Consider the following 21,139-nt stretch of genomic DNA (forward strand, 5'->3'; position numbering starts at 1 on the left):
TCGGGCGCCGCCGACACCGGGGCGACGCGCGGCGCGCGCTCACCCGCACGTGCGGCGGCCTGCGGGCCAGTCTAGTGTCCGGCGTGGACGCCGGATCCGTAGGCTGTGCGGCATGACGGCCCCCTCCTCCGCTCCCCCGCCTCGGCCGTCGGGCGCCGCGGCCGCCGACGGTCCGCGCGTGCGCGGCGTCGACCTGGACCCGCAGACCCGGTGCGCCCACTGGCACACCGCGCTCGACGTCGTCGCCCTCCGGCTCGCCTGCTGCGAGCACTACTGGGCGTGCCGCGACTGCCACGACGCGCTCGCGGGCCACCCCGCGGTCCCCGTGCCGCGGGCGGGTTTCGACACCCCGCACGTGCTGTGCGGCGCCTGCCGGGCGGAGCTGACCGTGCGCGAGTATCGGACCGCCATGGCCGAGGACCGACCCGCGTGCCCGCGGTGCGGCGCCGGGTTCAACCCCGGATGCTCCCGCCACGACCACCTGTACTTCGCCCCGGGCGGTGCCCGGTGAGCGCCCTGGACCGGGCCCGGGGCCTGGGGAACCTGCTGAACCTGTCCACGCCGCTGGGGGTGGCGGGCGCCGCCGTCGCCGGATGTCCCCTGAGCCCCGGGCCCCACGGGCTGGTGCGGGCCGAGGGCTGGCGGCATGCGTTCCCGGGAGGGGCGGCGTTCACGGTCGGCGACGTGGTGTTCACCCGGCCGGGGCTCGAGATGACCGAGCAGCTGTGGCGGCACGAGCGCACGCACGCCGCGCAGTACGCCCTGTGTCTCGGCGTGCCGTTCCTGCCCCTGTACGGGCTGGCGGCCGCGTGGTCGACGTGGCGCACCGGCGATCCCGCCTCCCGCAACCCCTTCGAGCGGGGGGCCGGGCTGCTGCGCGGCGGGTACGTCCAGCGGGCCGTGCGCCGGGGCCCCGGGCGGGGTCGCGTGCGCGCCGCCCTCGGGGACCGGCGGGATGCGGCCCGGACCGCCCGGGGCGGCGGGGCCGCCTGACGGACCCGCCGCCCCCGGGCGTCAGTGGAGCGCGCCGCCGGGCACGGCGAGGTCGGGGTCGTCCTCGAGGGCGGCGAGCGCCGTCTCCGCCACCGCCCGGGCGAGCGCCTCGGCCGGCAGCGACGGCGTCGCGGGGTCCGGCCGGTGCTCCTCGTCCCACGGGACGTGCACGAACCCGGCGCGGCGAGCGGCGCCGGGGGCGTCCAGGAGCGCGTACATGACGTGATTGCACACGAACGTCCCGGCGGACAGGGACAGCTCGGCCGGCACCCCGGCCGCGCGCACTCGCGCCAGGGCCCGCTTGACCGGCAGGGTGCCGAGATGGGCGGCGGGCCCGTCCGCGCGCACGGGGAGGTCCACGGGCTGGGCTCCGGCGTTGTCCGGGATGCGGGCGTCCTGGATGTTGACCGCCACGCGCTCGAGGCGCACCCGCTCGGTCCCGCCCGCGAGCCCGACGGCGACGACCACCTCCGGCCGCGCCTCCTCGAGGGCCGCGAGCAGGGCCGGCCCGGACCCCGCGAAGGTGCACGGCAGCTCCACGGCGCGGGCGGGAACCCCACGCTGGGCGAGGAGGGCGGCGGCGTCACGGGCGGCGACGATCGAGGGGTTGTGGGGGTCGCCGCCGAAGGGCTCGAACCCCGTGAGCAGCACGCGGGCGGATGTGGTCATGGGGCCAGGGTAGGCGCGGTGACACGGTGGCCGCGGGGATTGCCGGCCGTTCGAACACCTGTTCTAATGGAGCCCTGCGATGGGAAGCGCAGAACCCGCGGCCGGGGGCGGAGCCGTGTGGGCGGGGTCCGGCACGCCGGCCGGACCACCCGCCCGTCGCCGCCCCCGGCCCCGCGGGACACCGGACCGCTCAGAGTCCGGTGCGCCCCGTCGCCACGAGGGCCAGGAGGGCATCGACGATCGGCCGGTCGGCCGGGATCCACCGCAGGGCATGCAGGTCCTCGCGCACGAGCGCCGTCCAGGCCAGCAGGTCGTGGTCCTGGAGCGGGCGCGGATCGGCGTCCGGAGCCACCAGCGCCCCGAAGAACACGCGCATCCGGGCGCCGTTGGCGAGCACCCACCCCTCCGGGTCCGCGGCGGCCACCTCGGCGCCCAGGCGCACCGCCACGCCCAGCTCCTCACGCACCTCGCGGACCAGCGCGTCCCGCGGCTCCTCCCCCGGCTCCACCTTCCCCCCGGGGAACTCCCACAGCCCCGCGAGGGCCGCGGGGGCGGACCGTCGCGCCGCGAGCAGCGACGTCGGCCCGGCCGGGGCGTCCAGGAGGGCCACCCCGACCACGGAGCGGGGGGCACGGAGGGCCGGTGTGTCGGAGCTCATGCCGCCAGCCTAGTCAGGGGCGCAGGGCAGACCCACCGCGCTCCGTAGGCTGGGTCGGTGTCCCCGCCGAGCCCCCTCCGTGACCCCCGCCCCCTGCCCGCCTCCCCCTCCGGCGCCGCCTTGCTGACCGACGGTCGGGGCACGCGCCTGCTGCCGGCCATCCTCGCGCTGGCGCTGGGCAGCTTCGCGATCGGGACCACCGAGTTCGCCATCATGGGCCTGCTGCCCGAGGCCGTGGCCGAGCTCGGCGTCGACCTCCAGGCCGGCGGTGTCCTCATCTCCATGTACGCGCTCGGCGTGGTGGTCGGCGCCCCCGTGCTGGCCGCGGGCCTGGCCCGCGTGGACCGCCGCACGTCCAGCATCGTGCTGATGGCGCTGTTCCTCGTGGGGCACGCCGGCTCCCTGATGGCCCCGACACTGGGCACGATGATGGCCGCCCGGTTCGTCTCCGGACTGCCCCACGGGGCGTACTTCTCCGCTGCCGCCCTCGCGGCCGCCCACCTGGCCGGCCCCGCCCGCCGGGGCCAGGCGGTCGCCTGGGTGATGGCCGGCCTGTCCGTGGCCAACGTGCTCGGCGTCCCCGCGGCCACCGCCCTGGGCCAGGCCGCCGGCTGGCGCTGGATGTTCGTGATCGTCGCCGGCTGCGCCCTGGCGTGCATCGTGGCCACCGTGCTGCTCGTGCCCCGGGTGCCCGCGCCGGAGGGGGCCTCGGTGGCCCGCGAGCTGCGCGGCCTGGCCTCGGGCCGCCTGTGGGCCACCGTGTCGATCGGGGTGATCGGCTTCGCCGGCATGTTCGCCCTCTACACCTACATCGCCCCGCTGCTGACGGACGTGGCCGGACTCGAGGCCCGCTGGGTGCCCGCCGTGCTGGCCCTCTACGGGACGGGCATGGTGATCGGCACGCTGGTGGGCGGCGCACTCACGGACCGGGACCCCGTGGCCACGCTGCGCCTGAGCTTCGCCGTCAGCGCCGCAGGGCTCCTGGGCGTCGGTCTCACCGCACCGTGGTGGCCCGCCCTGCTGGCCTGCATGCTGGTGGTGGCGCTCGCTGGATCGGGGATCGCCCCCGCCCTCCAGGTCCTGCTGGTGGACGCCGCGCCCGGCGCGCCCCAGCTCGCCGGCGCGCTCAACCACTCGGCCCTCAACATGGCCAATGCCATGGGCGCCTGGGTCGGCGCGGCGGCCATCGGGGCAGGCGCCTCCCTGCAGGCGCCCCCCCTGCTCGGCGCCGGGATCGCCGGCCTCGGCGTCCTGCTGTCCATCCTGCTCCTCCGCCGCGCATGACTGACGTCACCCGTGGAAACCCCTTGCAAGGCCTCACGTCGTCCCGGTAAGTTCAGGGCACGACCCTGTCATCACTCGAAAGGAACACCACCATGGGCTTCATCGGTTGGATCATCCTCGGCCTCATCGCCGGTGCCATCGCTCGCGCCATTCTCCCGGGCGACCAGGGCTCCGGCTGGCTCGGCGCCCTCGTCACCGGCATCCTCGGCGCCCTGCTGGGCGGCTGGCTCGCCTCCGCCCTCCTGGACATCAACGTGAACGAGCAGTTCTTCGACCTCGGCACCTGGATCTCCGCGATCATCGGCGGCGTCATCGTGGCCTTCATCTGGCAGGCCATCGCCGGCCGCCGCGGCACCCGCGTCTGATCGGCGACCGGCTCCTCTTAAGGAGCCGACCGCACCGAGAGGGGCGGGACATCGGTTCATCCGATGTCCCGCCCCTTTCGCATGTCCCGCCGTCGGACGCGGGGGGCGCCCCCGCCGCGGGGTCACCCGCGCCGCGGGGCGGCCATGGCCGACGCGTAGAGGCACACCGTGGCCGCCGTGGCCACGTTGAGGGACTCCGCCGCACCGTACAGGGGCACGGCCACCCGCCGGTCGGCCAGGGCGAGCTCCGCGTCGTCCAGGCCCTGGGCCTCGTTGCCGAAGAGCCAGGTGGTGGGTGCGCCGACGACGTCCCCCGCCAGTCGGTCGAGGCGGTCCGTCCCGTAGCCGTCCGCCGCCCAGACCTGCAGCCCCGCGGATCGCGCGTCGTCCGCGGTGCGGCCGACCTCCGCCCCGGTCAGCACGGGCAGGTGGAACAGGGACCCCGCCGTGGATCGCACCGCCTTCGGCCCGAACGGGTCGGCCGACCCCGCCGTGAGCACCACGACGTCGGCGCCGGCAGCGTCCGCCGCGCGCAGGACGGTCCCCGCGTTGCCGGGGTCCTGGACACGGCAGAGGACCGCGGCCAGCCGGACGTCCCGCCAGAGCTCCTCGGCCGGCACCGGCTCGGGGATCCGCGCCACCGCCACGATCCCCTGGGCCGTCACCGCGTCCGTCATGGCCGTCAGCACCTCGTCCGCGGCCTCGCGGACAAGGAGCCGGTCCTCTCCCTCGAGGTCGTGGGCCCGGGCCACGAGATCCCCCAGCTCCGGGTCCCGCCGAGCCAGGTCGGGGGACACGAACACCTGCGTCAGGACACGCCCACGACGCCACTGCCGCCGGGCCCGCTCCGGCCCCTCCCCCAGATGGGCGCGGAGGGCCTCGCGGCAGCCCTGCGGGCCCTCGACGAGGAAGGTCTCGGACCGACGCCGGGCCGTCCGGCCCGCCAGCGCGGCGACGGCGCGCACGCGCTCGGCGCGGGGGTTGTCCATGACGTCGGACGGTGTGAACGGACGGGTGTCGCGGGGCATGGCGGTCCTCCAGGGTCGGGGGCGACGAGGTGGGGCGGCGGAGGCCCGGTGACGCGGCGGCGTCGCCACGGGCACGACGAAGGGGCGGGCCCGTACGGGCCCGCCCCCTGCGGTCACGGCGCGCTCACGCGCGGCCGGTGGCTCAGCGCGAGGCGGCCGGGGCGTTGACGTCCGCCGGCAGCGCCGTGCGGGCGGTCTCGACGAGTGCCGTGAAGGTGGCGGCGTCGGAGACGGCGATCTCGGCCAGCATGCGGCGGTCCACCTCGACGCCCGCCAGCTTCAGGCCCTGCATGAAGCGGTTATACGTCATGCCGTTGGCGCGGGCGGCCGCGTTGATGCGGGTGATCCACAGGCGACGGAAGTCACCCTTGCGCTTGTGACGGTGCTGGTAGTTGTAGACGAACGAGTGGAGCAGCTGCTCCTTCGCCTTGCGGTACAGGCGCGAGCGCTGACCGCGGTAGCCCGAGGCGCGGTCCAGGATCGTCCGGCGCTTCTTGTGGGCGTTGACCGCCCGCTTCACACGTGCCACGTGTGTTCTCCAATCTGTGAGGTCCCCGGCGGCGCTGCACACGGCCGCGGCGGGAGGAAGGTCGGGACCGGCCCTGCGGGCCGGACGGGATCAGATGCCGAGCATCCGCTTGATCGTCTTGATGCTGCCCTTGGAGACGGCCTTGTCCCCGGCCAGACGACGCGTCAGGCGAGAGGACTTGTGCTCCAGGTAGTGGCGACGGTTGGCCTGCTGGCGCATGATCTTGCCGGAGCCGGTCACGCGGAAGCGCTTCTTGGCGCCGCTGTGGGTCTTCATCTTCGGCATGGCAGCCGTTCTCCTTCGTGGTCAGCTGCCCGCGCCCGTCGGACGCAGGTCAGTGCTGTTCGCGCCCGCCCCGTGCGGGGCGAGCCGGTCTGGGACCCGACGCGCGGTGCGCGCCGGGGTGGTTCAGCCGCGCTGGCCGGGCTTCGGCGCCCCCTTGCGGGGGGTGGCCGGCTTGGGCGGGGCGGGCATCGGCTTCGGCACCGGGGTCGGCTTGGGGGCCGCCGCGGGCTTCGGCGCGGAGGTGGGGGCCGCGGTCGGCTCGGCGGCCGGGGCCTGGGGGGCGGGCGCCGTGGGGGCAGCCGGGATCTTCGGAGCCGCCTGGCGGGGAACCGGCGCGGCCTTCTTCTCCACCGAGGCCGCCTGCTGCGGCGCCTCGGGGGCCCGCTTCGACTCCGCCGGAGCAGTGGCCCGACGCTCGGCCTCCTCGGCACGCTCGGCCGCGAAGGACCGCAGCTGCTCCGGGAAGGCATCGCCCACGGAGTTCTTCACCGGCGCGGCGTTGGCCTCGGCCTTGGCCGCCGCAGCGGCCTTGGCCTCTCGCGCGGCCTGGTCGCGGCGGGAACCGCCGCCCTTGCGCTCGCGCTGAGGGGCGGTGTCCTTGACCTGGTCCTCGCGGGCGTCGGCCTTGGTGCGCACCGGCCCGATGACCATCACCATGTTGCGGCCGTCCTGCCGCGGCTGGGATTCGACCGTGCCGAGCTCGGCCACGTCGGCGGCGAACTTCTCGAGCAGGCGGATGCCGAGCTCGGGACGCTGCTGCTCGCGGCCGCGGAACTGGATGATGGCCTTGACCTTGTCACCCTGGCTCAGGAACTTCATGGCGTGGCCGGTCTTGGTCTCATAGTCGTGCGAGTCGATCTTCAGGCGGAAGCGGACCTCCTTGAGGACCGTGTTCACCTGCTTCTTGCGCGACTCACGGGCCTTCACGGCCGCCTCGTACTTGAACTTGCCGAAGTCCATGAGCTTGCACACCGGAGGCTTGGCCGTGGGGGCCACCTCCACGAGGTCCAGATCGGCCTCGCCGGCGAGGCGCAGGGCGTCCTCGATGCGGACGATGCCGACCTGCTCGCCGTTCGGGCCGACGAGTCGGACCTCCGGAACGCGAATACGCTCGTTGATGCGGGGATCGCTGATGGTGCCACTCCTGTTTGCTGGACGATGGGGTCCCGCGCGGGCCGGAGCAGCCTCCATGAAGAAGGCCTCCCCTGCGTCACGCAGTCGGGAGGCCTCGAAACGGTCCCGGGACGGGACCCTTCGCCATGGGCGCCGGCTTCGCCGGTGTCGCGAGGACACCGGACGGCCGCCGCTCACGCGGTGACCCGGCAACTCGGCCCGGGGCTGCCGGGCATTCTGCTGACGCGGGTGGGAGGAGGCCTCCTCTTTCTGTCCCTCCGGATTGCACGACGAGGCGCCGACCGAAAGGGGTCTGTGAGAAGCTTACCACCATGACCGCAGAGAACCGCCACCCCCACGACGCCCCCGAGGCGCCCCCCCAGATCCGGGAGATCCACGAGGTCCCCGCTGCCGAGGTGATCACCACCACCGCCGTCCACCTGATGACCGCTTCCGCCGTGAAGGTCGGCCTGGCAGACGGCCCGGACGCCCGCGAGCTCGTCGACCTGGACGAGGCCCGCAAGCTGATCACGGCCCTCGCCGGCCTCGTCACGGCGGCGGCACCCGAGATCGGGAGCCAGCACGCCGGGCCGCTGCGCGACGGTCTGCGCTCCCTGCAGCTGGCCTTCCGCGAGGCCTCCCCGTTCCCGGACGGCCCGGGCAAGGGCCCGGGCGAGAAGTTCACCGGCCCGGTCAACTGACCCGACGGCGTCGGGCAGCTCAGCCCTCGGCGTCGGCCTGCCGCAGATGGGTGGACGCCGAGCGCGTGAAGACGGCGAGCAGGCCCGCCGTCGACACCGCCAGCAGCCCCACGCCCAGGGGCCCCGCGCCGATGCTGACCAGCCACCACCCGAGGACGGCGCCGAACAGCTGGACGGCCACCGCCGCCCCCCGGCTCCAGCCCCGGCCCCGCAGCATCCCCGCCGCGGCGGCGCCGACCCAGGCCGCCAGGATCAGGTAGATCGCCACCAGGAAGACCCGGGCGCCGAGCGGCAGGCCGCCGGAGCCGAACTGCAGGACCGCGTCCACGGCGAGGAGGAGCAGGGCCGCCGCCTCGAGCGCGAGCGCACCCGCGGCCACCAGGACGGCGGCGGGCAGGCGACGGCGTGGACGGCGGCCGCGATCCGGGGCGGACGGGCGGACGGGCGATGGGGTCATGGGCGGCCTTCCGGACGGGTCAGGGGGCGGTCGAGGGGCGGGTCGAGGCCGTCACGGGCACTCGCCGCCGCGGTCACGATGGCCCACGCTACGCGGCCGGCCGGAACGCTCCGACTGTGACGAAGGACTCACGCAGGGACCGATGATGTGATCCATTCATCCCTTGTTCACGTTACAAGCGCGTGCGAGGATCACTACAGATCAGTTTCACGCGGGGACCGTCTCGACCGATGCGGTCCCCGTTGCATTGTGACCCGGTCGTCCGCATCCCGGGACGGCGGCGCGTCGCGCGCCCCCGTGCCCGCCGCGGCCGCGACGGCCAGCATCCGGCGGCCCCGAGCCCCGCAACAGACACAGGAAGCGAGCATCACCATGGACTGGCGCAGCAAGGCCGCCTGCCTCGACAAGGACCCCGAGCTGTTCTTCCCGGTGGGCAACACCGGCCCCGCCCTCCTCCAGATCGAGGAGGCCAAGGCGGTGTGCCGTACGTGCGAGGTGATGGACACGTGCCTCAAGTGGGCCATGGAGTCCGGCCAGGACTCCGGCGTGTGGGGCGGCATGAGTGAGGACGAGCGCCGCGCCATGAAGCGCCGCGCCGCGCGCGCCCGGCGCTCCGCCTGACCTGTCCCTCCCCTCCGCGCTCCTCACTCCACCGGGATCCGCACCGACGCCCGCGTGCCGCCGTCGGACAGCCGCCGCCAGCGCAGGGTGCCGTGCAGGTCCCCGGTGACCAGGGTCTGCACGATCCTCAGCCCCAGCCCCGAGGGGGACGGCGCGGGCACGAACTCCTCGCCGTCGTCCTCCGGGCCGCCGATCCCATCCGTCACCGAGAGCACCAGGACGTCCCCCGCGGGGGTGCGCTCGCGGTGTGCCCGCAGGGCGACCCGCCCGCCCTCCGGACCGGTGCCGTGCTCCACCGCGTTCGTGGCGAGCTCGTTGACCGCGAGCGCGAGCGAGGTGACCACGTGCGAGGGCAGGGCCCCGAACTCGGCCTCCACCACGGACTCGAGCGGGCGGCCGTCCCCGGCCACTTCCACGGCCAGACGGAACTGCCGCGCCATGAGCGCGTCCACGGAGACCTCGGAGTCGAGCTGCTCACTGAGCGTCTGGTGCACGAGGGCGATCGTGTCCACCCGTTGCATGGCCTGCCGCAGGGCCCGCTGGGTCTCCGGAGAACCGGTACGGCGCGCCTGCATGCGCAGCAGGGAACCCACCGTCTGCAGATTGTTCTTCACCCGGTGGTGGATCTCGCGGATGGTGGCGTCCTTGCTCATCAGCCGCTGCTCCTGTCGACGCAGCTCGGTGACGTCCCGGAGGAGCATGAGCGCGCCGCGCCACCCCGCGGCGCCCCGGAGGGGCACACAGCGGACGGTGAGCGTGGCCCCGTGGGCCTGGACCTCGGCCCGTCCGGCGCGCTGACCGCTGAGCACCGCCCAGGAGCCCTCCTCGACGGGACGGCGCACGGCGTCGGCGCCGGCGAGCAGCTCCGTGAGGGAGTGCCCGGGCACGGTCGCGTTCACCCCGAGGCGCCGCAGCGCGGAGACGGCGTTCGGGCTCGTGAACCGCGCGGCCGAGTCGGGACCCAGGATCACGAGGCCGTCCCCCACGCGCGGGGTGCCGCCGATCCAGTAGGCCGGAGGGTCGTGGGGGTCGGGCCACCGGCCGTGCTGGACCATGTCCAGGATGGTGCCGGCCGAGGCGAGGTAGTTCTCCTCGATCGCCGAGCGTGCCGGCCGCGAGTGGGGGTCTTCGTGGGCGCTGACGACGCCGACCACGCGCCCCGCCCGCACGACCGGCCACAGCCGCACCTGGAAGGACGCGCCCGGCTCCACGAGTGGGCCCGCGCCGTCCGCGGGCGGCCCCGCGCGCCACACCCGGTCCAGCAGGGCGCGCAGGTCGGCTCGAGCCCGAGAGCCCACGATGTCGCGGTGGAACAGGGTGGGAGCGGTGAAGGGGCGCACCTGTGCCATCGCGATGTGACCGCCGCCCGCGTGGGAGGCGGGCGCGGGGTGCCAGAGAACGAGGTCCGCCAGGGCGAGATCCGCCACCAGCTGCCAGTCCCCCACCAGCATCTGCAGCCAGGCCCGGTCCTCGGGCGCCAGGTCCGGGTGGGTGCTCAGGGGGTCCGACGCGAAGGTGCTGGCCATGGGATCACCCTACGGCGCGGCTCGCGGCCACCGGCGCGCGGTCGCCCGGCGCGGCCCTGGGCTCCCGCGCTCGCCCTCGCGGCGACCTCGGGGTCCCGCAGCGCCAGCTCCCGCAGCGCGCGGCGCAGCGGACCGGACGGCGCGGCCTCGGCGAGCACCTGACCGCCGAACAGGGCACGGTCCGCCGCCTGCGGATCCCACGGCAGCTGGGCCACGAGCGGCAGGTCCGGTCCGTACCGAGCCCACACGCCGGCCACCTGGGCCTGCGGCGAGATCCCGGAGGCCTGGGGCCGCACACGGTTCATCACGACCTCGACCCGTTCCGTCGGAACCTCCTCCGGGAGCGTCTCGAGAGCACGCAGCAGACGCGGCAGGGAGACCGCGTCCGCCCCGCCCACGGCCACCACGCGGTCCGCGAGGGACAGCGCCAGCACGGCGGCGCCGTTGCGCTGCGGGGCCGGGACGTCGAAGGAGAGCTCCTCGTCCTGTTCCAGGTTGAAGCCCACGTCCACCACCACACGGTCCCACCCGTGCCGCGCCTCCGTGAGGACATGACGCAGCGCGGACGGGCGCAGCTCAGGCCACCGCTCGGGACGGGTCAGCCCGGTGAGCACGTCGAGCCGCCCGCCGGCCACCCGCACGCCCACCGCGGCGTCCACGAGGTCCTCGGTGGAGAGCGGACCGCGGTCCGCCCGGTGGGCGGCGCGCGCGACGCCCGCGGTCTCCTCCGTGAGACCCAGGTGCACGCCGACCGCCGGCCCGTAGGTGTCCAGGTCGACCACGAGCGTGCGCAGCCCGGACACCGCGTACTCGGCCGCCAGGTTCACGGCGACCGTGGTACGTCCTGGAGCACCGGTGGGCCCCCACACGACCACCAGGGCCGTCCCCGGGCGGACCGGCCTGCCGTGCTCCCCCGCGGCTCCGTCTCCCGGGTCGTCGTCCGGGGCGGGGACGCGCTCCTCCGCACGGTCGGTCGGGCGATCCGCGATGTCCGGCTCCGCTCCGCCCGGCAGGACCGGATCGGCGGGGTCGGCGAACAGCCCGGCCAGCTGCTCGTCCGTGACGACCGCGACGCCGGTGTCCTCGCCGGCGTCGAATGCCTCCCCCGAGAGGCCCGGGGCGGCCGGCGGACGCCCCGACGCACGGTCCGGGTCGGGGCCGGGCGCGTCCGAGGGTGCCCCGGACTCGGCGGGCACCTCCGCGGGGTCTCGGTCCTCAGGATCGACGGGCATGCCTGCGGTCCGGCCGGTGTGGGCCGCCCGGACCGCCTCCTGGACCGCGGCGGCCAGCGCGAGGGGCTCGACGTCCACCCGCAGGCATGGCACGCCCAGGGCGCGCAGCCGCTCCCGATCCTCGCGCACCTCGCTCATCGCCGAGACCCCCACGGGGCGGGGGGCACGGGCCATCTCCTCCAGCACACCGCGGCCCAGCTGGTCCGCCCCCTGCGCGACGAGCACCGCGTCCACGAGGCCGGAGCGGGCCACCGCGATCAGCTCGGCCAGGTCCGCCGCCCGCCGCACCACGGTGATCTCCGCCTGCGCGCGCTCGAGGGCGCCGACCAGGTCGGACCCCTCGGGAACCACGACCGCGAGCGAGACGCGCACGCTCAGCCCTCCCCGAGGGCGGGCACCACGGTGATCCGCGCGTCGGACGTCTTGGCGTCGAGCAGCCGCGGCAGCAGCTCCTCGTCCGCCATGAGCTGCAGGCGCGTGGTGGCCGTGCCGCCGAGGCCCCCCGCGTCCTCTGAGCGCTCGGCGATCTCCACGCCGGCGGCCAGCCGCTCGGGGGGCTGGTGGCCGCGCCCGTCCTTCTTCGGCGCGGCCGCCCACACGTCCACCCGGTCCCCGACGCCCACGCCTGTGGGCAGGGGCTCGGCCAGGGCCACCCCCACGGGACGGCGGCGCGCCGGATCGGCGGGCGCCATCACGCCGGCGGGGACGAGCTCTCCCCGCCGCACGACGGCCCCCACCACCTGCCCGGCCGGGGCGGGATGATCCGCGGTCAGGTACAGACCGGCGGCGTCTCCCAGCTGAGCCTCGGCGGGCACGAAGGCCGCGGCGTCCACGGGGGTGCCGGGCGCAAGGTCGCGGGCGGCCACCCAGTACGTCTGCGTGCGCTGTGCCGCGGCGAGCAGGGCGACGACGCCCGCCACCGAGGCGAGCACGAGCACGAGTCCCACCAGCAGGCGGGGATCGCGCCAGCGCGGGCGGCGCAGGCGGGCACCCTCGGCGGGCGCGGCGCGGTCGACGGTCATGGTGGGCTCCCCCTTCGCACGGGCCCGTCGCCGGGCCGCGCGGGCCGGACGCCCTGTCAGCGCCGCGCCCCCGCGCATGCCCCACAGTAGCCATCCGTGACGCCCTCGGCGGGCATCAGCGCCCCAGGTGTGGAAAAGTGTCCCAGGTCCGTCCGGCGGACGCTTCAATGGGGGTGCGGACGATCCCGTCCGCACCGTCTCGTCACCATCTCCGGGAGGATCCGTGCAGCGCTTTCTGACCCTGACCGACGTCGCCGAGGTCCTGAACGTGTCCGTGAGCCAGGTCCGGGCGCTGGTGCGCACGGGGGACCTGCAGGCCATCCAGGTCGGCGGGCGGGGCCAGTGGCGGATCGAGGAGTCCTGGCTGGACGAGTTCGTGGAACGTCAGCGCGCCGTCACGCGTGAGCGCGTGGAGCAGTGGACCCGAGAGGACGTCGGCGCCGACCGCTGACCCGGGGGCATCTCACGCGCCGCCGGCGTCCGCGACGAGGCCGAGAGCGGAGAACGGCACGGTGAGGCGGCCACGGACCGCCGACCGCCGACGGCCCTCGTCCCGCGGATGACGCGCGACGTCGAGGTGGTCCGCTCCGACGCGGTCCACCGTGCCCTCAGCCACCGTCGCACCGGTCAGGGACACCAGCCGGACCGCCGCTCGCGCCCGCGCCAGGCGGCGGAGGGCGGCCGCGAAAGGCACCCGAGCGGAGGGCCGGTCCGAGGCCTCGGTGGCCGACCCCAGGTCCCCCTCGACGGCCGCGAGGGAGGCGAGCGGGACCACGAGTCCGTCGCCCGCCTCGGTCATGCCGCCGATCCACCCCTCGCCCACCGACTCGAGGAGCACGTCCCGGTGCTCCCCCCAGATCAGGTGCAGGCGCGTCGGCCGACCGATCCCGCCCCGGAGCCGGTCGGCCAGGCCCAGCCGCGACCACTCCCCCCGTGTCAGCTCCGCCGCCTCGGCCACGAGTGCCCGGCGATCGAGCTCCGCCCACTGGGCCTCCAGGTCGTCGAAGAGTCCATCCCATCGCATGTGCACAGCCTAGGGCGCGTCCCGTGCAGAACTCCCCGATCGCGTAACTTCATCAAAACGCATCAAAAGGCACCATTGACAACGAGACGAGCCTTCCGCTTCACTGGGCAGGACACCATTCCAGGGCGGCTCAGGAGCCGTCCGGACGACGATCGGAGGGGATCATGTCCGCAGCCACGTCACACCCGCAGTCCCGGCCAGACCGGGCGACGTCGCCCGACCTCGCCGCAGCCGCCCTGCTCGCCGTGGCGGGCCCGGCACTCTTGGCCGCGTCCACGAGCCTGTCCCGGAGCGCTCCCACCACCCCGGAGGCCGTCGTACTGCGACTCCTGGCCCTGCTGGCGGGGATCGCCGGACTGCTCCTCCTGGCCTGGTGGGCCGTGGGCCTGCTCGGCCTCGTGCTCCAGGCGGCGGGGCGACGGACCGGGCGGACGGGATGGGAGCGTATCGGCCTGCGGCTGACCCCGCGCATGCTGCAGCGGGTCGGGGCCGCCGTGCTCGGCGCTCACCTGATCGCGGCGCCGGCGGCCCTCGCCGACACCGGGCCCCTCCGGCACGGCCCGATCGACGCGTCCTGGTCCGCCGCCGCTGCGGCCACCCCGGTGGACGCCGCGGACCGTGCGGGAGCGCACCGCCCGCCCAGTGCGGCGTGGACGCCGCGATCCCCCCAGACGCCGCCCCCCGGCGCGGCCCCGACCGGCCGCCCCACCGCGGAGCGCCCCACCGTGACGGTCCGCTCCGGCGACTGCCTCTGGGACATCGCCGCACGAGAGCTCGGACCCGACGCCACGCCACGGGAGGTGGACCGCCGGTGGCGGGACTGGCACCGCGAGAACGCGGACGCGATCGGTCCGGACCCGCACCTGCTCCTGCCCGGCACCGTCCTCACGGCGCCCGTCTTCTCCCCGCATGACGTGCCCGACTCCGGGCCCACGGCCCCATGAGCCCCGCCCCACGGGTCGCCGGGGCATCCCCCACCGGCGCTCACCCGCACGCCGACCCCGTCGCCGTCTCCCCCGCATCGCCCGCTTCCCACGCACACCACCAGGAGGACGCCATGACCGCTCCCGCCCCTGCCCCCGCCCGCCCGCACGCCCGCCCGACGGCCCGCCCCTCCGAGGGAGCCGCGCTCCTGCACGGCACGGCCCGACGCACCGCCGCCCTGCCGCGCGCCACGGACCTGCTGCGTCGCGCGGACCGCGAACAGGACCGGGAGGAGCTGCGACGGGTGCGCTCGCTGGCGGCCGTCGTCGCGGTGGCGGTCGTGGAGACGGAGTCGGGGCGGCGCCCGGTCCGCGACCTGGCCGGGTGGCTCGACCCGGAGGCCTTCGAGAAGATGAGCCGTCGGGTGGACCTGCTCGACCGCACCGGCACCCGCCCGCCCCTCGGCGCGGCCCCTCGGCCCGCCGGGGCACGGGTCTGCGAGGTGGCTCCCGGACGCGTCGAGGCCAGCGCCACCGTGGTCGTGGGCGGACGGGCCAGGGCGCTGGCGCTGCGCATCGAGCGGCGCCTGAGCCGCTGGAAGGTGACGGCCGTCGAGGTCGGCTGACTCCCGGTCCGCCACCGACGCCACAGGCCCGGGCGGCCGCGTCCTCGCGTGGCCGCCCGGGCCTGTGGTCGCTCCGCGGGACCGGTCAGTCCTGGCGGCGCTCCTGCCGGGCCTGGCGACGCCGAGAGGCGCGGTTGGTCCCCGCGTCGACCGTGCGTCCGTCGCCGGTGACGGCCTTCGCCTCCACCGCGTCCCCGTCCTCGGACGGGCCGATCAGGCGGAGCTGCGCCGGCTGGCGCGGGGTGTCCACGCCCTCGATCGAGATCTGGGGAGCCATCGTCGCCGCCCGCGCGTCCTTCACGCCGGGCAGCTGCGTGGGCGCCGGAGCGGCGGCGATCTGGGCGCGGAACAGGGTGCGCACGGACTCCTCGCGGATCGCCGCGAGCATCGCCTGGAACATCGTGTAGCCCTCACGCTGGTACTCCACGAGCGGCTCGCGCTGAGCCATCGCCCGCAGGCCGATGCCCTCCTTGAGGTAGTCCATCTCGTAGAGGTGCTCCTGCCACTTCCGGCCCACCATGGACAGCACCACGCGGCGCTCGGCCTCCCGGAGGTTCTCCGCCCCGACCTGCTCCTCGCGGTCGTCATAGGCCAGCAGCGCGTCGGACACGAGCTCGCGGCGCAGGTCCGCGGCCTTCAGACGCCCTCGCCCCCCGGCCTCCGTCACCACGTCCTCCGGGGTGATGCCCACGGGGTAGATGTCCCGCAGATCGGCCCACAGCTGGTCGAGGTCCCACTCGGTGGGACCGCCCTCCTCGGTGTGGGCGTCCACGACGGCGCCCACGGCCTCCGCCACGAACCCGCGCACCTTCTCCCCGAGGTTCTCCCCCTCGAGGATGGAGCGGCGGTCCGCGTAGATGGCCTCGCGCTGACGGTTCATGACGTCGTCGTACTTGAGGACGTTCTTGCGCTGCTCGGCGTTGCGGCCCTCCACCTGCGACTGGGCGTTCTGGATGGCCGAGGAGACCATCTTGAACTCGAGGGCCATGTCGTCCGGGATGGCGGCGGAGTTCATGATCCGCTGGGCCGCGCCGGGGTTGAAGTTGCGCATCAGGTCATCCGTCAGGGACAGGTAGAAGCGGGACTCGCCCGGATCGCCCTGGCGCCCGGAGCGGCCGCGCAGCTGGTTGTCGATGCGCCGGGAGTCGTGGCGCTCGGTGCCCAGCACGTAGAGGCCGCCCGCCTCGCGCACCCGCTCCCGGTCGTCGATCACGGCCGCCTCGGCCTGGGCCAGCACCTCGGGCCAGCGGGCCTCGTAGGCCTCCGGGTCCTGCGCCGCGTCGAGCCCCAGCTCCTGCATGCGCGCCACGGCGGTGAACTCGGCGTTGCCGCCGAGCATGATGTCCGTTCCGCGGCCGGCCATGTTCGTGGCCACGGTGACGGCGCCCGACCGGCCCGCCTGCGCCACGATTGCGGCCTCGCGCGCATGGTTCTTGGCGTTGAGGACCTCGTGGCGGATGCCGGCCCTGGACAGCAGGGTCGAGAGGTACTCGGACTTCTCCACGGACGTGGTGCCCACGAGGACGGGCTGACCCGTGGCGTGCCGCTCGGCGATATCCGCGACCACGGCGTCGAACTTGACCTTCTCGTTCTTGTAGACGAGGTCGTTGCGATCGACCCGGCGCTTCGGCTTGTTCGGCGGGATCACGACCACGCCGAGGCCGTAGGTGGACGTGAACTCCGCCGCCTCGGTCTCGGCGGTGCCGGTCATGCCGGAGAGCTTCTCGTAGCCGCGGAAGTAGTTCTGCAGGGTGACGGTGGCCAGGGTCTGGTTCTCCGGCTTGACCTCGACGCCCTCCTTGGCCTCGATGGCCTGGTGCAGCCCCTCGTTGTACCTCCGGCCCTTCAGGACGCGGCCGGTGTGCTCGTCGACGATCTGCACCTCGCCCCCGAGGACCACGTAGTCCTTGTCCCGCAGGAACAGCTCCTTGGCCTTCACCGCGTTGTTCAGGTACTGGATGAGGGTGGTGTTCTGCGCCTCGTACAGGTTCGCGATGCCCAGGTGGTCCTCGACCTTCTCGATCCCGGGCTCGAGCACGCCCACGGTGCGCTTCTTCTCGTCCACCTCGTAGTCGGTGCCCTTGTCCAGCTTCCGCACGAGGCGGGCGAACTCGCTGTACCAGCGGCTCGTGGCGCCCTGCGCGGGCCCCGAGATGATCAGCGGGGTGCGCGCCTCGTCGATGAGGATTGAATCCACCTCGTCCACGATCGCATAGTGGTGGCCGTGCTGGACGAGCTCGTCGAGGGACCAGGCCATGTTGTCCCGGAGGAAGTCGAAGCCGAACTCGTTGTTGGTCCCGTAGGTGATGTCCGCGGCGTACTGGGCACGGCGCGTGGCCGGGTCCTGGCCCGAGACGATCACGCCGGTCTCCATCCCCAGGAACCGGTAGACGCGTCCCATGAGCTCGGCCTGGTAGGAGGCCAGGAAGTCGTTCGTGGTGACCACGTGGACGCCTTGGCCGGACAGCGCATTGAGATAGGCGGGCGCGGTGGCCACCAGCGTCTTGCCCTCGCCGGTCTTCATCTCCGCGATGTTGCCCCGGTGCAGGGCGATCCCGCCGAGCAGCTGCACGTCGTAGTGGCGCTGGCCGAGGGTGCGACCGGCCGCCTCGCGGACCGCCGCGAACGCCTCGGGCAGCAGCAGGTCCAGCGACTCCCCCTCGGCGGCCCGGGCTCGGAGCGTGTCCGTCTCCGCGCGCAGCTCGGCGTCGGAGAGCGCGCGGAAGTCCTCTTCGAGGAGGTTCACGGCGTCCACCGTGCCCCGCATGCGGTTCAGGACGCGGTTGTCCGAGATCTTCAGGACGCGGTCGATGATCGAAGGCACTGGTTCTCTGCTCCCTTGCGGTGAGGCCCGGGCTCAGGTCGCGCACGACGGCGGCCGCCCGGTCCGGTACGCGGTCGTCCGCACAGTCTACGGTCCGGTCACCTGGGGCCGTCGTCGCGCAGGTGCGCACGCACGGTCCCCACGAGGTCCCCGGGAGCGTGCTCGTCCACCACGACGTCGGCCAGCCCGGCCCAGTGCGCGAGGCGGCGCAGCTCTGCCGCCAGCGCGTCGGCCACCCCCTCCACCGCCGGTGCGGCGTCCCGAGGGCCGGGCACCGCGGCCGGGTCCTCAGACCAGGCGCCGCGCACCCGCAGGACGGGCGGGTCCGCGCGGCGGTCCGCCTTGAGATCGGCCTGTGCCGTGAGCCGCTCTCCCTGCAGGAGCAGCAGGGGGTAGTAGCCGCGGTCACGGCGGGCGGCCGGGGTGTAGATGCCGATCCGGTACCGCACTCCGAACAGCCGCTCGACCCGGGGCCGGTGGAACACGAGCGGGTCGAACGGGTTCACGAGCGCCACGGCCTCGGCCGTGCGCGGTGTGCGCGCCCGTGGGTCGGCCCAGGCCTCCACCGGCCGGCCGGGACCCAGCCGCACCCGCACGGGCGCGGCCTCCCCCCGGTCTCGCAGCACCGCCAGGGCCCAGGCCGTGAGGGTGACGGGCAGCCGGTGGTAGTCGGCCACGGCCACCGTCGACGCCACCCCGAGGGCGCGCACCGCGGCGGCGGTCAGCGGGAGCGCCGCGGTCAGCGCGGGGTCGCCTGCGGCGCTCGGATCCGCCGGGACCGGCGCCAGCCCGCCGTGCCCCTGGGACCACAGCAGGGAGGGCAGCGCGTAACGCCGCTCGAAGGAGCCGGTGCGTCCGGCGACCGCCACCTCCCCGGTGGCGAACAGGTGCTCCAGCACGCGCTTGCCGCGCGACCAGTTCCACCCCCAGCCCGGGGCACGCGCTCCCGCGTCCACGCCCCGGGCCCCGACCTCCCGGGCCGTCAGCGGTCCATGGCGGGCCAGCAGGGCCAGGACCTGCTGGCGGGCCACCCGCAGCTCGTCCTCCGGCAGGTCCGCGGCCAGCGGCCACGTGCGCGACTGCAGGGCCACGAGCGCGGACCGCCGCTCGGCGGGGACGATCGACGCCTCATGCGCCCACGCCTCCGTGAACCGGTGGGGGCGGGCTGAGACGAGCCGGTCGACGTCGGCCGGGTCCACGCCCTCGAGGCGGGCGTGGAAGGGCATGAGGTGGGCGCGCGCGAGGACGTCCACCGAGTCGATCTGCACGACGCCCAGGCGTTCCATCACGGACCGCACCCGCCGCGCCGAGGCGGCCGGCCGGGGGCCGGCCAGCCCCTGAGCGGCGAGCACGACCCGTCGGGCGCGCGAAGCGGACCACACGGGGGCGGCACCGCCCGGGGGTTCCCCGGACGACGCCGCCCCGCCGCGCGCGGACGTGCCGCTCACGACTCACGCATCCGCGTCGGCCTCCGCGTCGGCCTCCGCACGGTACGGACGCTCCCCGCCGTCTGCCGAGTCAACGTAGTCCGCCGGCAGGTCCGGGTCGAGGGTGAGGACGCCGTAGCTCCAGCCGCGGCGGCGGTACACCACGGACGGGGTGGCCGTCTCCGCGTCCTGGAAGAGGTAGAAGTCGTGGCCCACGAGCTCCATGGCGTCCACGGCCTGCTCCACCGTCATGGGGGTGGCGGGGAAGGACTTGGCCCGGATGCTCACGGGGGTGCCGCTGGCCGGGACACCGGCGGCCTCCTGGGCCTCGACCTCGAGCTCCTGGCCGGTCGCGGGCAGCGGCGGGACGAACGCCACCTCGGCGACGCCGCGCGAGCTCGACGTCCCCTTGCCGTGGCGGCGGTCCTTGCGGCGGTCCCGCAAGCGGCGCAGCCGCTCGGCCAGGCGCGCCGAGGCCGCGTCGAACGCCGCGAGCTTGTCGTCTGCGTCCGCCTCGGAGCGCACCACCTCGCGGGCGCCGCGCACGGTGAGCTCCACGCGCACGGTCTCCTCCGAGTGGCGGTGGTGCGAGGCCTTGGTGACCTTGACCTCGAGGGTGTCGGCCCCCTCCGCAAGCTGCTCGATCCGTTCCCGGCGCTCCTCCACGTGGCCACGGAAGCGGTCCGTGAGGGTGAGGCCTCGGGCGATGTAGCTGACGTCCAGAGTCATGGTGTCCTCCTGAATCCGACTCACTCGGGCCCCGCGTGCGGGCCGGGAGGTCGCGACCCCCGTCCTCGGGGCCGCCGCGCGGGCGGTCCGGGTGAGAGGGGGCGATCCTCCTTCCGGCCGTCGGCGGGACGGGAGCAGCTGGCGCGTGCTCCGTGCCCGGCACACTACCCGCGCTCCGCGTCCGGGGACCAGGGACGTCCGGTGGGGCCCTCAGCCCTCCGCCCCGCCCGGTGCCCGGCGCGGGGGTGCGACGGCCGCGAGCACCACGGCGCCCACCGGCTCGGCCCCGGCCGCGCGCACCGCGGCGGCCAGCGCGGCGAGGGTCGCCCCCGTGGTCAGGACGTCGTCCACCAGGAGCACGGGGGTGCCCGGACGCACCCGCCCGGGGCGCGTCCGCCAGCCGCGGTCCCGGCCCCGGCGCTGCCGCGCGTCCGCCCCGGCGTGGGCGGATCCGGCGCCGGCCTCCCACGGCGGCCGCGGCAGGCCGAGCCGTGGGGCGACGACGAGGTCCCGCCGCACCCACGCCGGCGGCAGGGCGTCGGTGAGTTCGCCGAGCGGGTCGTAGCCGCGCCTCCGGTGCCCGGCCGCCCCGCCGGGCACCGGCACCAGCAGGGCGGGCGCGGCCGCGGGCACCGACGGGTCGAGCCGGGCCGCGGCGACGGTGCGGGCGAGCCCGTCGGCCAGCAGGGGGCGCAGCACGAGGGCGTGGTGGTCCTTGAAGGCGAGCACCGCGGTCGCGAGCTCCTCGGCGTACGTCCCGGCCGCCGTGACCGGCAACGGAGCCCCGTCCGCTCCCAGCGGCAGCGCGGGCGCCGCCTCCTCCGCTCGGCGGGGCACGGCCAGCCGGCGCCCCACCTCGGCCGCGCACCGGTTGCACAGGCGGATCCCGGGGCGGGCGCACACTGCACAGTCGGCAGGGAGCACGAGGTCCACGAGCCCCTCGAGCAGGGAGGGCCGCGTCGGCGGGTCGGTGCCTGTCATGGCCGCAGTCCAGCACGGGAGGGGGGCCCGGGTTCGCCGCAGACCCCACCTGTGCGGGGCGGTCGCCGGTGCAGGAGGCGGCGGGACCGAGGACCGCGCCGCACCGCCGCGCGGGCGGGCGC

24 protein-coding genes are annotated in these 21,139 nt (G+C 75.4%); 9 read left to right on the plus strand and 15 right to left on the minus strand.

Annotated elements, in window-relative coordinates:
• Positions 1-112: 112 nt before the first annotated feature.
• Both MA879_RS08610 and MA879_RS08615 read left to right on the plus strand, forming a co-directional pair.
• Positions 113-511 (plus strand): CHY zinc finger protein, encoded by a 399-nt coding sequence (locus tag MA879_RS08610; protein WP_248125180.1) that lies wholly within the window; start codon positions 113-115, stop codon positions 509-511.
• A complete protein-coding gene (locus MA879_RS08615) occupies positions 508-993 on the plus strand; it encodes a hypothetical protein (protein WP_248125181.1) in 486 nt (161 codons plus the stop codon). The genes MA879_RS08610 and MA879_RS08615 overlap by 4 nt, the downstream gene beginning before the upstream one ends.
• Before the next feature lie 21 nt (positions 994-1,014).
• Here the strand turns inward: MA879_RS08615 and MA879_RS08620 are convergent, their stop codons facing one another.
• Both MA879_RS08620 and MA879_RS08625 read right to left on the minus strand, forming a co-directional pair.
• Complete coding sequence (locus tag MA879_RS08620; protein WP_248125182.1) at positions 1,015-1,662, minus strand: pyroglutamyl-peptidase I; 648 nt, start codon at positions 1,660-1,662, stop codon at positions 1,015-1,017.
• A 190-nt stretch (positions 1,663-1,852) separates the two neighbouring features.
• Entirely contained in the window at positions 1,853-2,320 is a 468-nt protein-coding gene (locus MA879_RS08625; RefSeq protein ID WP_248125183.1) for a (deoxy)nucleoside triphosphate pyrophosphohydrolase, read from the minus strand.
• Positions 2,321-2,377: 57 nt separating this feature from the next.
• Between MA879_RS08625 and MA879_RS08630 the strand changes: the two genes are divergently transcribed.
• Together MA879_RS08630 and MA879_RS08635 are read left to right on the plus strand one after the other, a co-directional pair.
• Positions 2,378-3,604, plus strand: a complete 1,227-nt coding sequence (locus MA879_RS08630; protein ID WP_248125187.1) for an MFS transporter — start codon at positions 2,378-2,380, stop codon at positions 3,602-3,604.
• 92 nt (positions 3,605-3,696) lie between these two features.
• Positions 3,697-3,969: a GlsB/YeaQ/YmgE family stress response membrane protein gene (locus MA879_RS08635; protein WP_248125188.1), complete on the plus strand. Its 273-nt coding sequence runs from the start codon at positions 3,697-3,699 to the stop codon at positions 3,967-3,969.
• 122 nt (positions 3,970-4,091) lie between these two features.
• Here MA879_RS08635 and MA879_RS08640 read toward each other — a convergent pair whose 3' ends face one another.
• From MA879_RS08640 to infC, 4 genes are all read right to left on the minus strand, one after another.
• Positions 4,092-4,997: a TrmH family RNA methyltransferase gene (locus tag MA879_RS08640; RefSeq protein ID WP_248125189.1), complete on the minus strand. Its 906-nt coding sequence runs from the start codon at positions 4,995-4,997 to the stop codon at positions 4,092-4,094.
• Between the two features lie 142 nt (positions 4,998-5,139).
• The gene (rplT, locus tag MA879_RS08645) at positions 5,140-5,526 is read right to left on the minus strand and encodes a 50S ribosomal protein L20 (RefSeq protein ID WP_248125190.1); all 387 of its coding nucleotides are present in this window, start codon (positions 5,524-5,526) and stop codon (positions 5,140-5,142) included.
• A gap of 90 nt (positions 5,527-5,616) precedes the next feature.
• The gene (gene rpmI, locus MA879_RS08650) at positions 5,617-5,811 is read right to left on the minus strand and encodes a 50S ribosomal protein L35 (protein WP_135029525.1); all 195 of its coding nucleotides are present in this window, start codon (positions 5,809-5,811) and stop codon (positions 5,617-5,619) included.
• 123 nt (positions 5,812-5,934) lie between these two features.
• On the minus strand, positions 5,935-7,002 hold the full coding sequence (infC, locus tag MA879_RS08655; RefSeq protein ID WP_248125191.1) for a translation initiation factor IF-3: 1,068 nt from the start codon (positions 7,000-7,002) through the stop codon (positions 5,935-5,937).
• Between the two features lie 254 nt (positions 7,003-7,256).
• On the opposite strand from infC, the gene MA879_RS08660 reads away from it, so the two are divergent.
• The gene (locus MA879_RS08660) at positions 7,257-7,625 is read left to right on the plus strand and encodes a DUF1844 domain-containing protein (protein ID WP_248125192.1); all 369 of its coding nucleotides are present in this window, start codon (positions 7,257-7,259) and stop codon (positions 7,623-7,625) included.
• Positions 7,626-7,644: 19 nt separating this feature from the next.
• Here MA879_RS08660 and MA879_RS08665 read toward each other — a convergent pair whose 3' ends face one another.
• Positions 7,645-8,082: a hypothetical protein gene (locus MA879_RS08665; RefSeq protein ID WP_248125193.1), complete on the minus strand. Its 438-nt coding sequence runs from the start codon at positions 8,080-8,082 to the stop codon at positions 7,645-7,647.
• A 372-nt stretch (positions 8,083-8,454) separates the two neighbouring features.
• On the opposite strand from MA879_RS08665, the gene MA879_RS08670 reads away from it, so the two are divergent.
• The gene (locus tag MA879_RS08670) at positions 8,455-8,703 is read left to right on the plus strand and encodes a WhiB family transcriptional regulator (protein WP_248125200.1); all 249 of its coding nucleotides are present in this window, start codon (positions 8,455-8,457) and stop codon (positions 8,701-8,703) included.
• Positions 8,704-8,726: 23 nt separating this feature from the next.
• Here the strand turns inward: MA879_RS08670 and MA879_RS08675 are convergent, their stop codons facing one another.
• From MA879_RS08675 to MA879_RS08685, 3 genes are read right to left on the minus strand one after another with little or no spacing between them, the layout of a single operon-like run.
• The gene (locus MA879_RS08675; protein WP_248125202.1) at positions 8,727-10,229 is read right to left on the minus strand and encodes a sensor histidine kinase; all 1,503 of its coding nucleotides are present in this window, start codon (positions 10,227-10,229) and stop codon (positions 8,727-8,729) included.
• The gene (locus MA879_RS08680; protein WP_248125204.1) at positions 10,199-11,833 is read right to left on the minus strand and encodes a CpaE/TadZ family protein; all 1,635 of its coding nucleotides are present in this window, start codon (positions 11,831-11,833) and stop codon (positions 10,199-10,201) included. The genes MA879_RS08675 and MA879_RS08680 overlap by 31 nt, the downstream gene beginning before the upstream one ends.
• 2 nt (positions 11,834-11,835) lie before the next feature.
• Positions 11,836-12,483: an SAF domain-containing protein gene (locus MA879_RS08685; RefSeq protein WP_248125207.1), complete on the minus strand. Its 648-nt coding sequence runs from the start codon at positions 12,481-12,483 to the stop codon at positions 11,836-11,838.
• Between the two features lie 223 nt (positions 12,484-12,706).
• Here MA879_RS08685 and MA879_RS08690 point away from each other — a divergent pair, with 223 nt between their 5' ends.
• On the plus strand, positions 12,707-12,934 hold the full coding sequence (locus MA879_RS08690; RefSeq protein ID WP_248125213.1) for a helix-turn-helix domain-containing protein: 228 nt from the start codon (positions 12,707-12,709) through the stop codon (positions 12,932-12,934).
• A 12-nt stretch (positions 12,935-12,946) separates the two neighbouring features.
• Here the strand turns inward: MA879_RS08690 and MA879_RS08695 are convergent, their stop codons facing one another.
• Complete coding sequence (locus tag MA879_RS08695) at positions 12,947-13,507, minus strand: hypothetical protein (protein WP_248125214.1); 561 nt, start codon at positions 13,505-13,507, stop codon at positions 12,947-12,949.
• 164 nt (positions 13,508-13,671) lie between these two features.
• Here MA879_RS08695 and MA879_RS08700 point away from each other — a divergent pair, with 164 nt between their 5' ends.
• Positions 13,672-14,451, plus strand: a complete 780-nt coding sequence (locus MA879_RS08700) for a LysM peptidoglycan-binding domain-containing protein (RefSeq protein ID WP_248125215.1) — start codon at positions 13,672-13,674, stop codon at positions 14,449-14,451.
• Positions 14,452-14,564: 113 nt separating this feature from the next.
• Entirely contained in the window at positions 14,565-15,056 is a 492-nt protein-coding gene (locus tag MA879_RS08705; protein WP_248125216.1) for an Rv3235 family protein, read from the plus strand.
• An 85-nt stretch (positions 15,057-15,141) separates the two neighbouring features.
• On the opposite strand, the gene secA is transcribed toward MA879_RS08705, so the two are convergent.
• The 4 genes from secA to MA879_RS08725 all read right to left on the minus strand — a co-directional run bounded on the left by secA (position 15,142) and on the right by MA879_RS08725 (position 21,017).
• Positions 15,142-17,880, minus strand: a complete 2,739-nt coding sequence (gene secA, locus MA879_RS08710; RefSeq protein WP_248125222.1) for a preprotein translocase subunit SecA — start codon at positions 17,878-17,880, stop codon at positions 15,142-15,144.
• A gap of 98 nt (positions 17,881-17,978) precedes the next feature.
• Positions 17,979-19,328 (minus strand): winged helix-turn-helix domain-containing protein, encoded by a 1,350-nt coding sequence (locus MA879_RS08715; RefSeq protein ID WP_248125224.1) that lies wholly within the window; start codon positions 19,326-19,328, stop codon positions 17,979-17,981.
• 3 nt (positions 19,329-19,331) lie between these two features.
• Entirely contained in the window at positions 19,332-20,036 is a 705-nt protein-coding gene (hpf, locus tag MA879_RS08720) for a ribosome hibernation-promoting factor, HPF/YfiA family (protein ID WP_248125226.1), read from the minus strand.
• 210 nt (positions 20,037-20,246) lie between these two features.
• Positions 20,247-21,017, minus strand: coding sequence for a ComF family protein (locus MA879_RS08725; protein WP_248125228.1), 771 nt, complete (start codon positions 21,015-21,017; stop codon positions 20,247-20,249).
• Positions 21,018-21,139 lie beyond the last annotated feature (122 nt).

This window comes from Micrococcus lacusdianchii (genome assembly GCF_023155805.1).
Classification (GTDB): domain Bacteria; phylum Actinomycetota; class Actinomycetes; order Actinomycetales; family Micrococcaceae; genus Micrococcus; species Micrococcus lacusdianchii.

What these genes read in the sequence shown, in the direction of transcription:
- MA879_RS08700 (WP_248125215.1), top strand. Translation starts at nt 13,672, where the DNA reads ATGTCCGCAGCCACGTCACACCCGCAGTCCCGGCCAGACCGGGCGACG.
- MA879_RS08705 (WP_248125216.1), top strand. Translation starts at nt 14,565, where the DNA reads ATGACCGCTCCCGCCCCTGCCCCCGCCCGCCCGCACGCCCGCCCGACG.
- MA879_RS08695 (WP_248125214.1), bottom strand. Translation starts at nt 13,507, where the DNA reads ATGCGATGGGATGGACTCTTCGACGACCTGGAGGCCCAGTGGGCGGAG.
- MA879_RS08625 (WP_248125183.1), bottom strand. Translation starts at nt 2,320, where the DNA reads ATGAGCTCCGACACACCGGCCCTCCGTGCCCCCCGCTCCGTGGTCGGG.
- MA879_RS08675 (WP_248125202.1), bottom strand. Translation starts at nt 10,229, where the DNA reads ATGGCCAGCACCTTCGCGTCGGACCCCCTGAGCACCCACCCGGACCTG.
- MA879_RS08610 (WP_248125180.1), top strand. Translation starts at nt 113, where the DNA reads ATGACGGCCCCCTCCTCCGCTCCCCCGCCTCGGCCGTCGGGCGCCGCG.
- MA879_RS08640 (WP_248125189.1), bottom strand. Translation starts at nt 4,997, where the DNA reads ATGCCCCGCGACACCCGTCCGTTCACACCGTCCGACGTCATGGACAAC.
- MA879_RS08670 (WP_248125200.1), top strand. Translation starts at nt 8,455, where the DNA reads ATGGACTGGCGCAGCAAGGCCGCCTGCCTCGACAAGGACCCCGAGCTG.
- MA879_RS08725 (WP_248125228.1), bottom strand. Translation starts at nt 21,017, where the DNA reads ATGACAGGCACCGACCCGCCGACGCGGCCCTCCCTGCTCGAGGGGCTC.
- MA879_RS08665 (WP_248125193.1), bottom strand. Translation starts at nt 8,082, where the DNA reads ATGACCCCATCGCCCGTCCGCCCGTCCGCCCCGGATCGCGGCCGCCGT.
- infC (WP_248125191.1), bottom strand. Translation starts at nt 7,002, where the DNA reads ATGGAGGCTGCTCCGGCCCGCGCGGGACCCCATCGTCCAGCAAACAGG.
- hpf (WP_248125226.1), bottom strand. Translation starts at nt 20,036, where the DNA reads ATGACTCTGGACGTCAGCTACATCGCCCGAGGCCTCACCCTCACGGAC.
- MA879_RS08635 (WP_248125188.1), top strand. Translation starts at nt 3,697, where the DNA reads ATGGGCTTCATCGGTTGGATCATCCTCGGCCTCATCGCCGGTGCCATC.
- MA879_RS08660 (WP_248125192.1), top strand. Translation starts at nt 7,257, where the DNA reads ATGACCGCAGAGAACCGCCACCCCCACGACGCCCCCGAGGCGCCCCCC.
- rpmI (WP_135029525.1), bottom strand. Translation starts at nt 5,811, where the DNA reads ATGCCGAAGATGAAGACCCACAGCGGCGCCAAGAAGCGCTTCCGCGTG.
- MA879_RS08685 (WP_248125207.1), bottom strand. Translation starts at nt 12,483, where the DNA reads ATGACCGTCGACCGCGCCGCGCCCGCCGAGGGTGCCCGCCTGCGCCGC.
- MA879_RS08620 (WP_248125182.1), bottom strand. Translation starts at nt 1,662, where the DNA reads ATGACCACATCCGCCCGCGTGCTGCTCACGGGGTTCGAGCCCTTCGGC.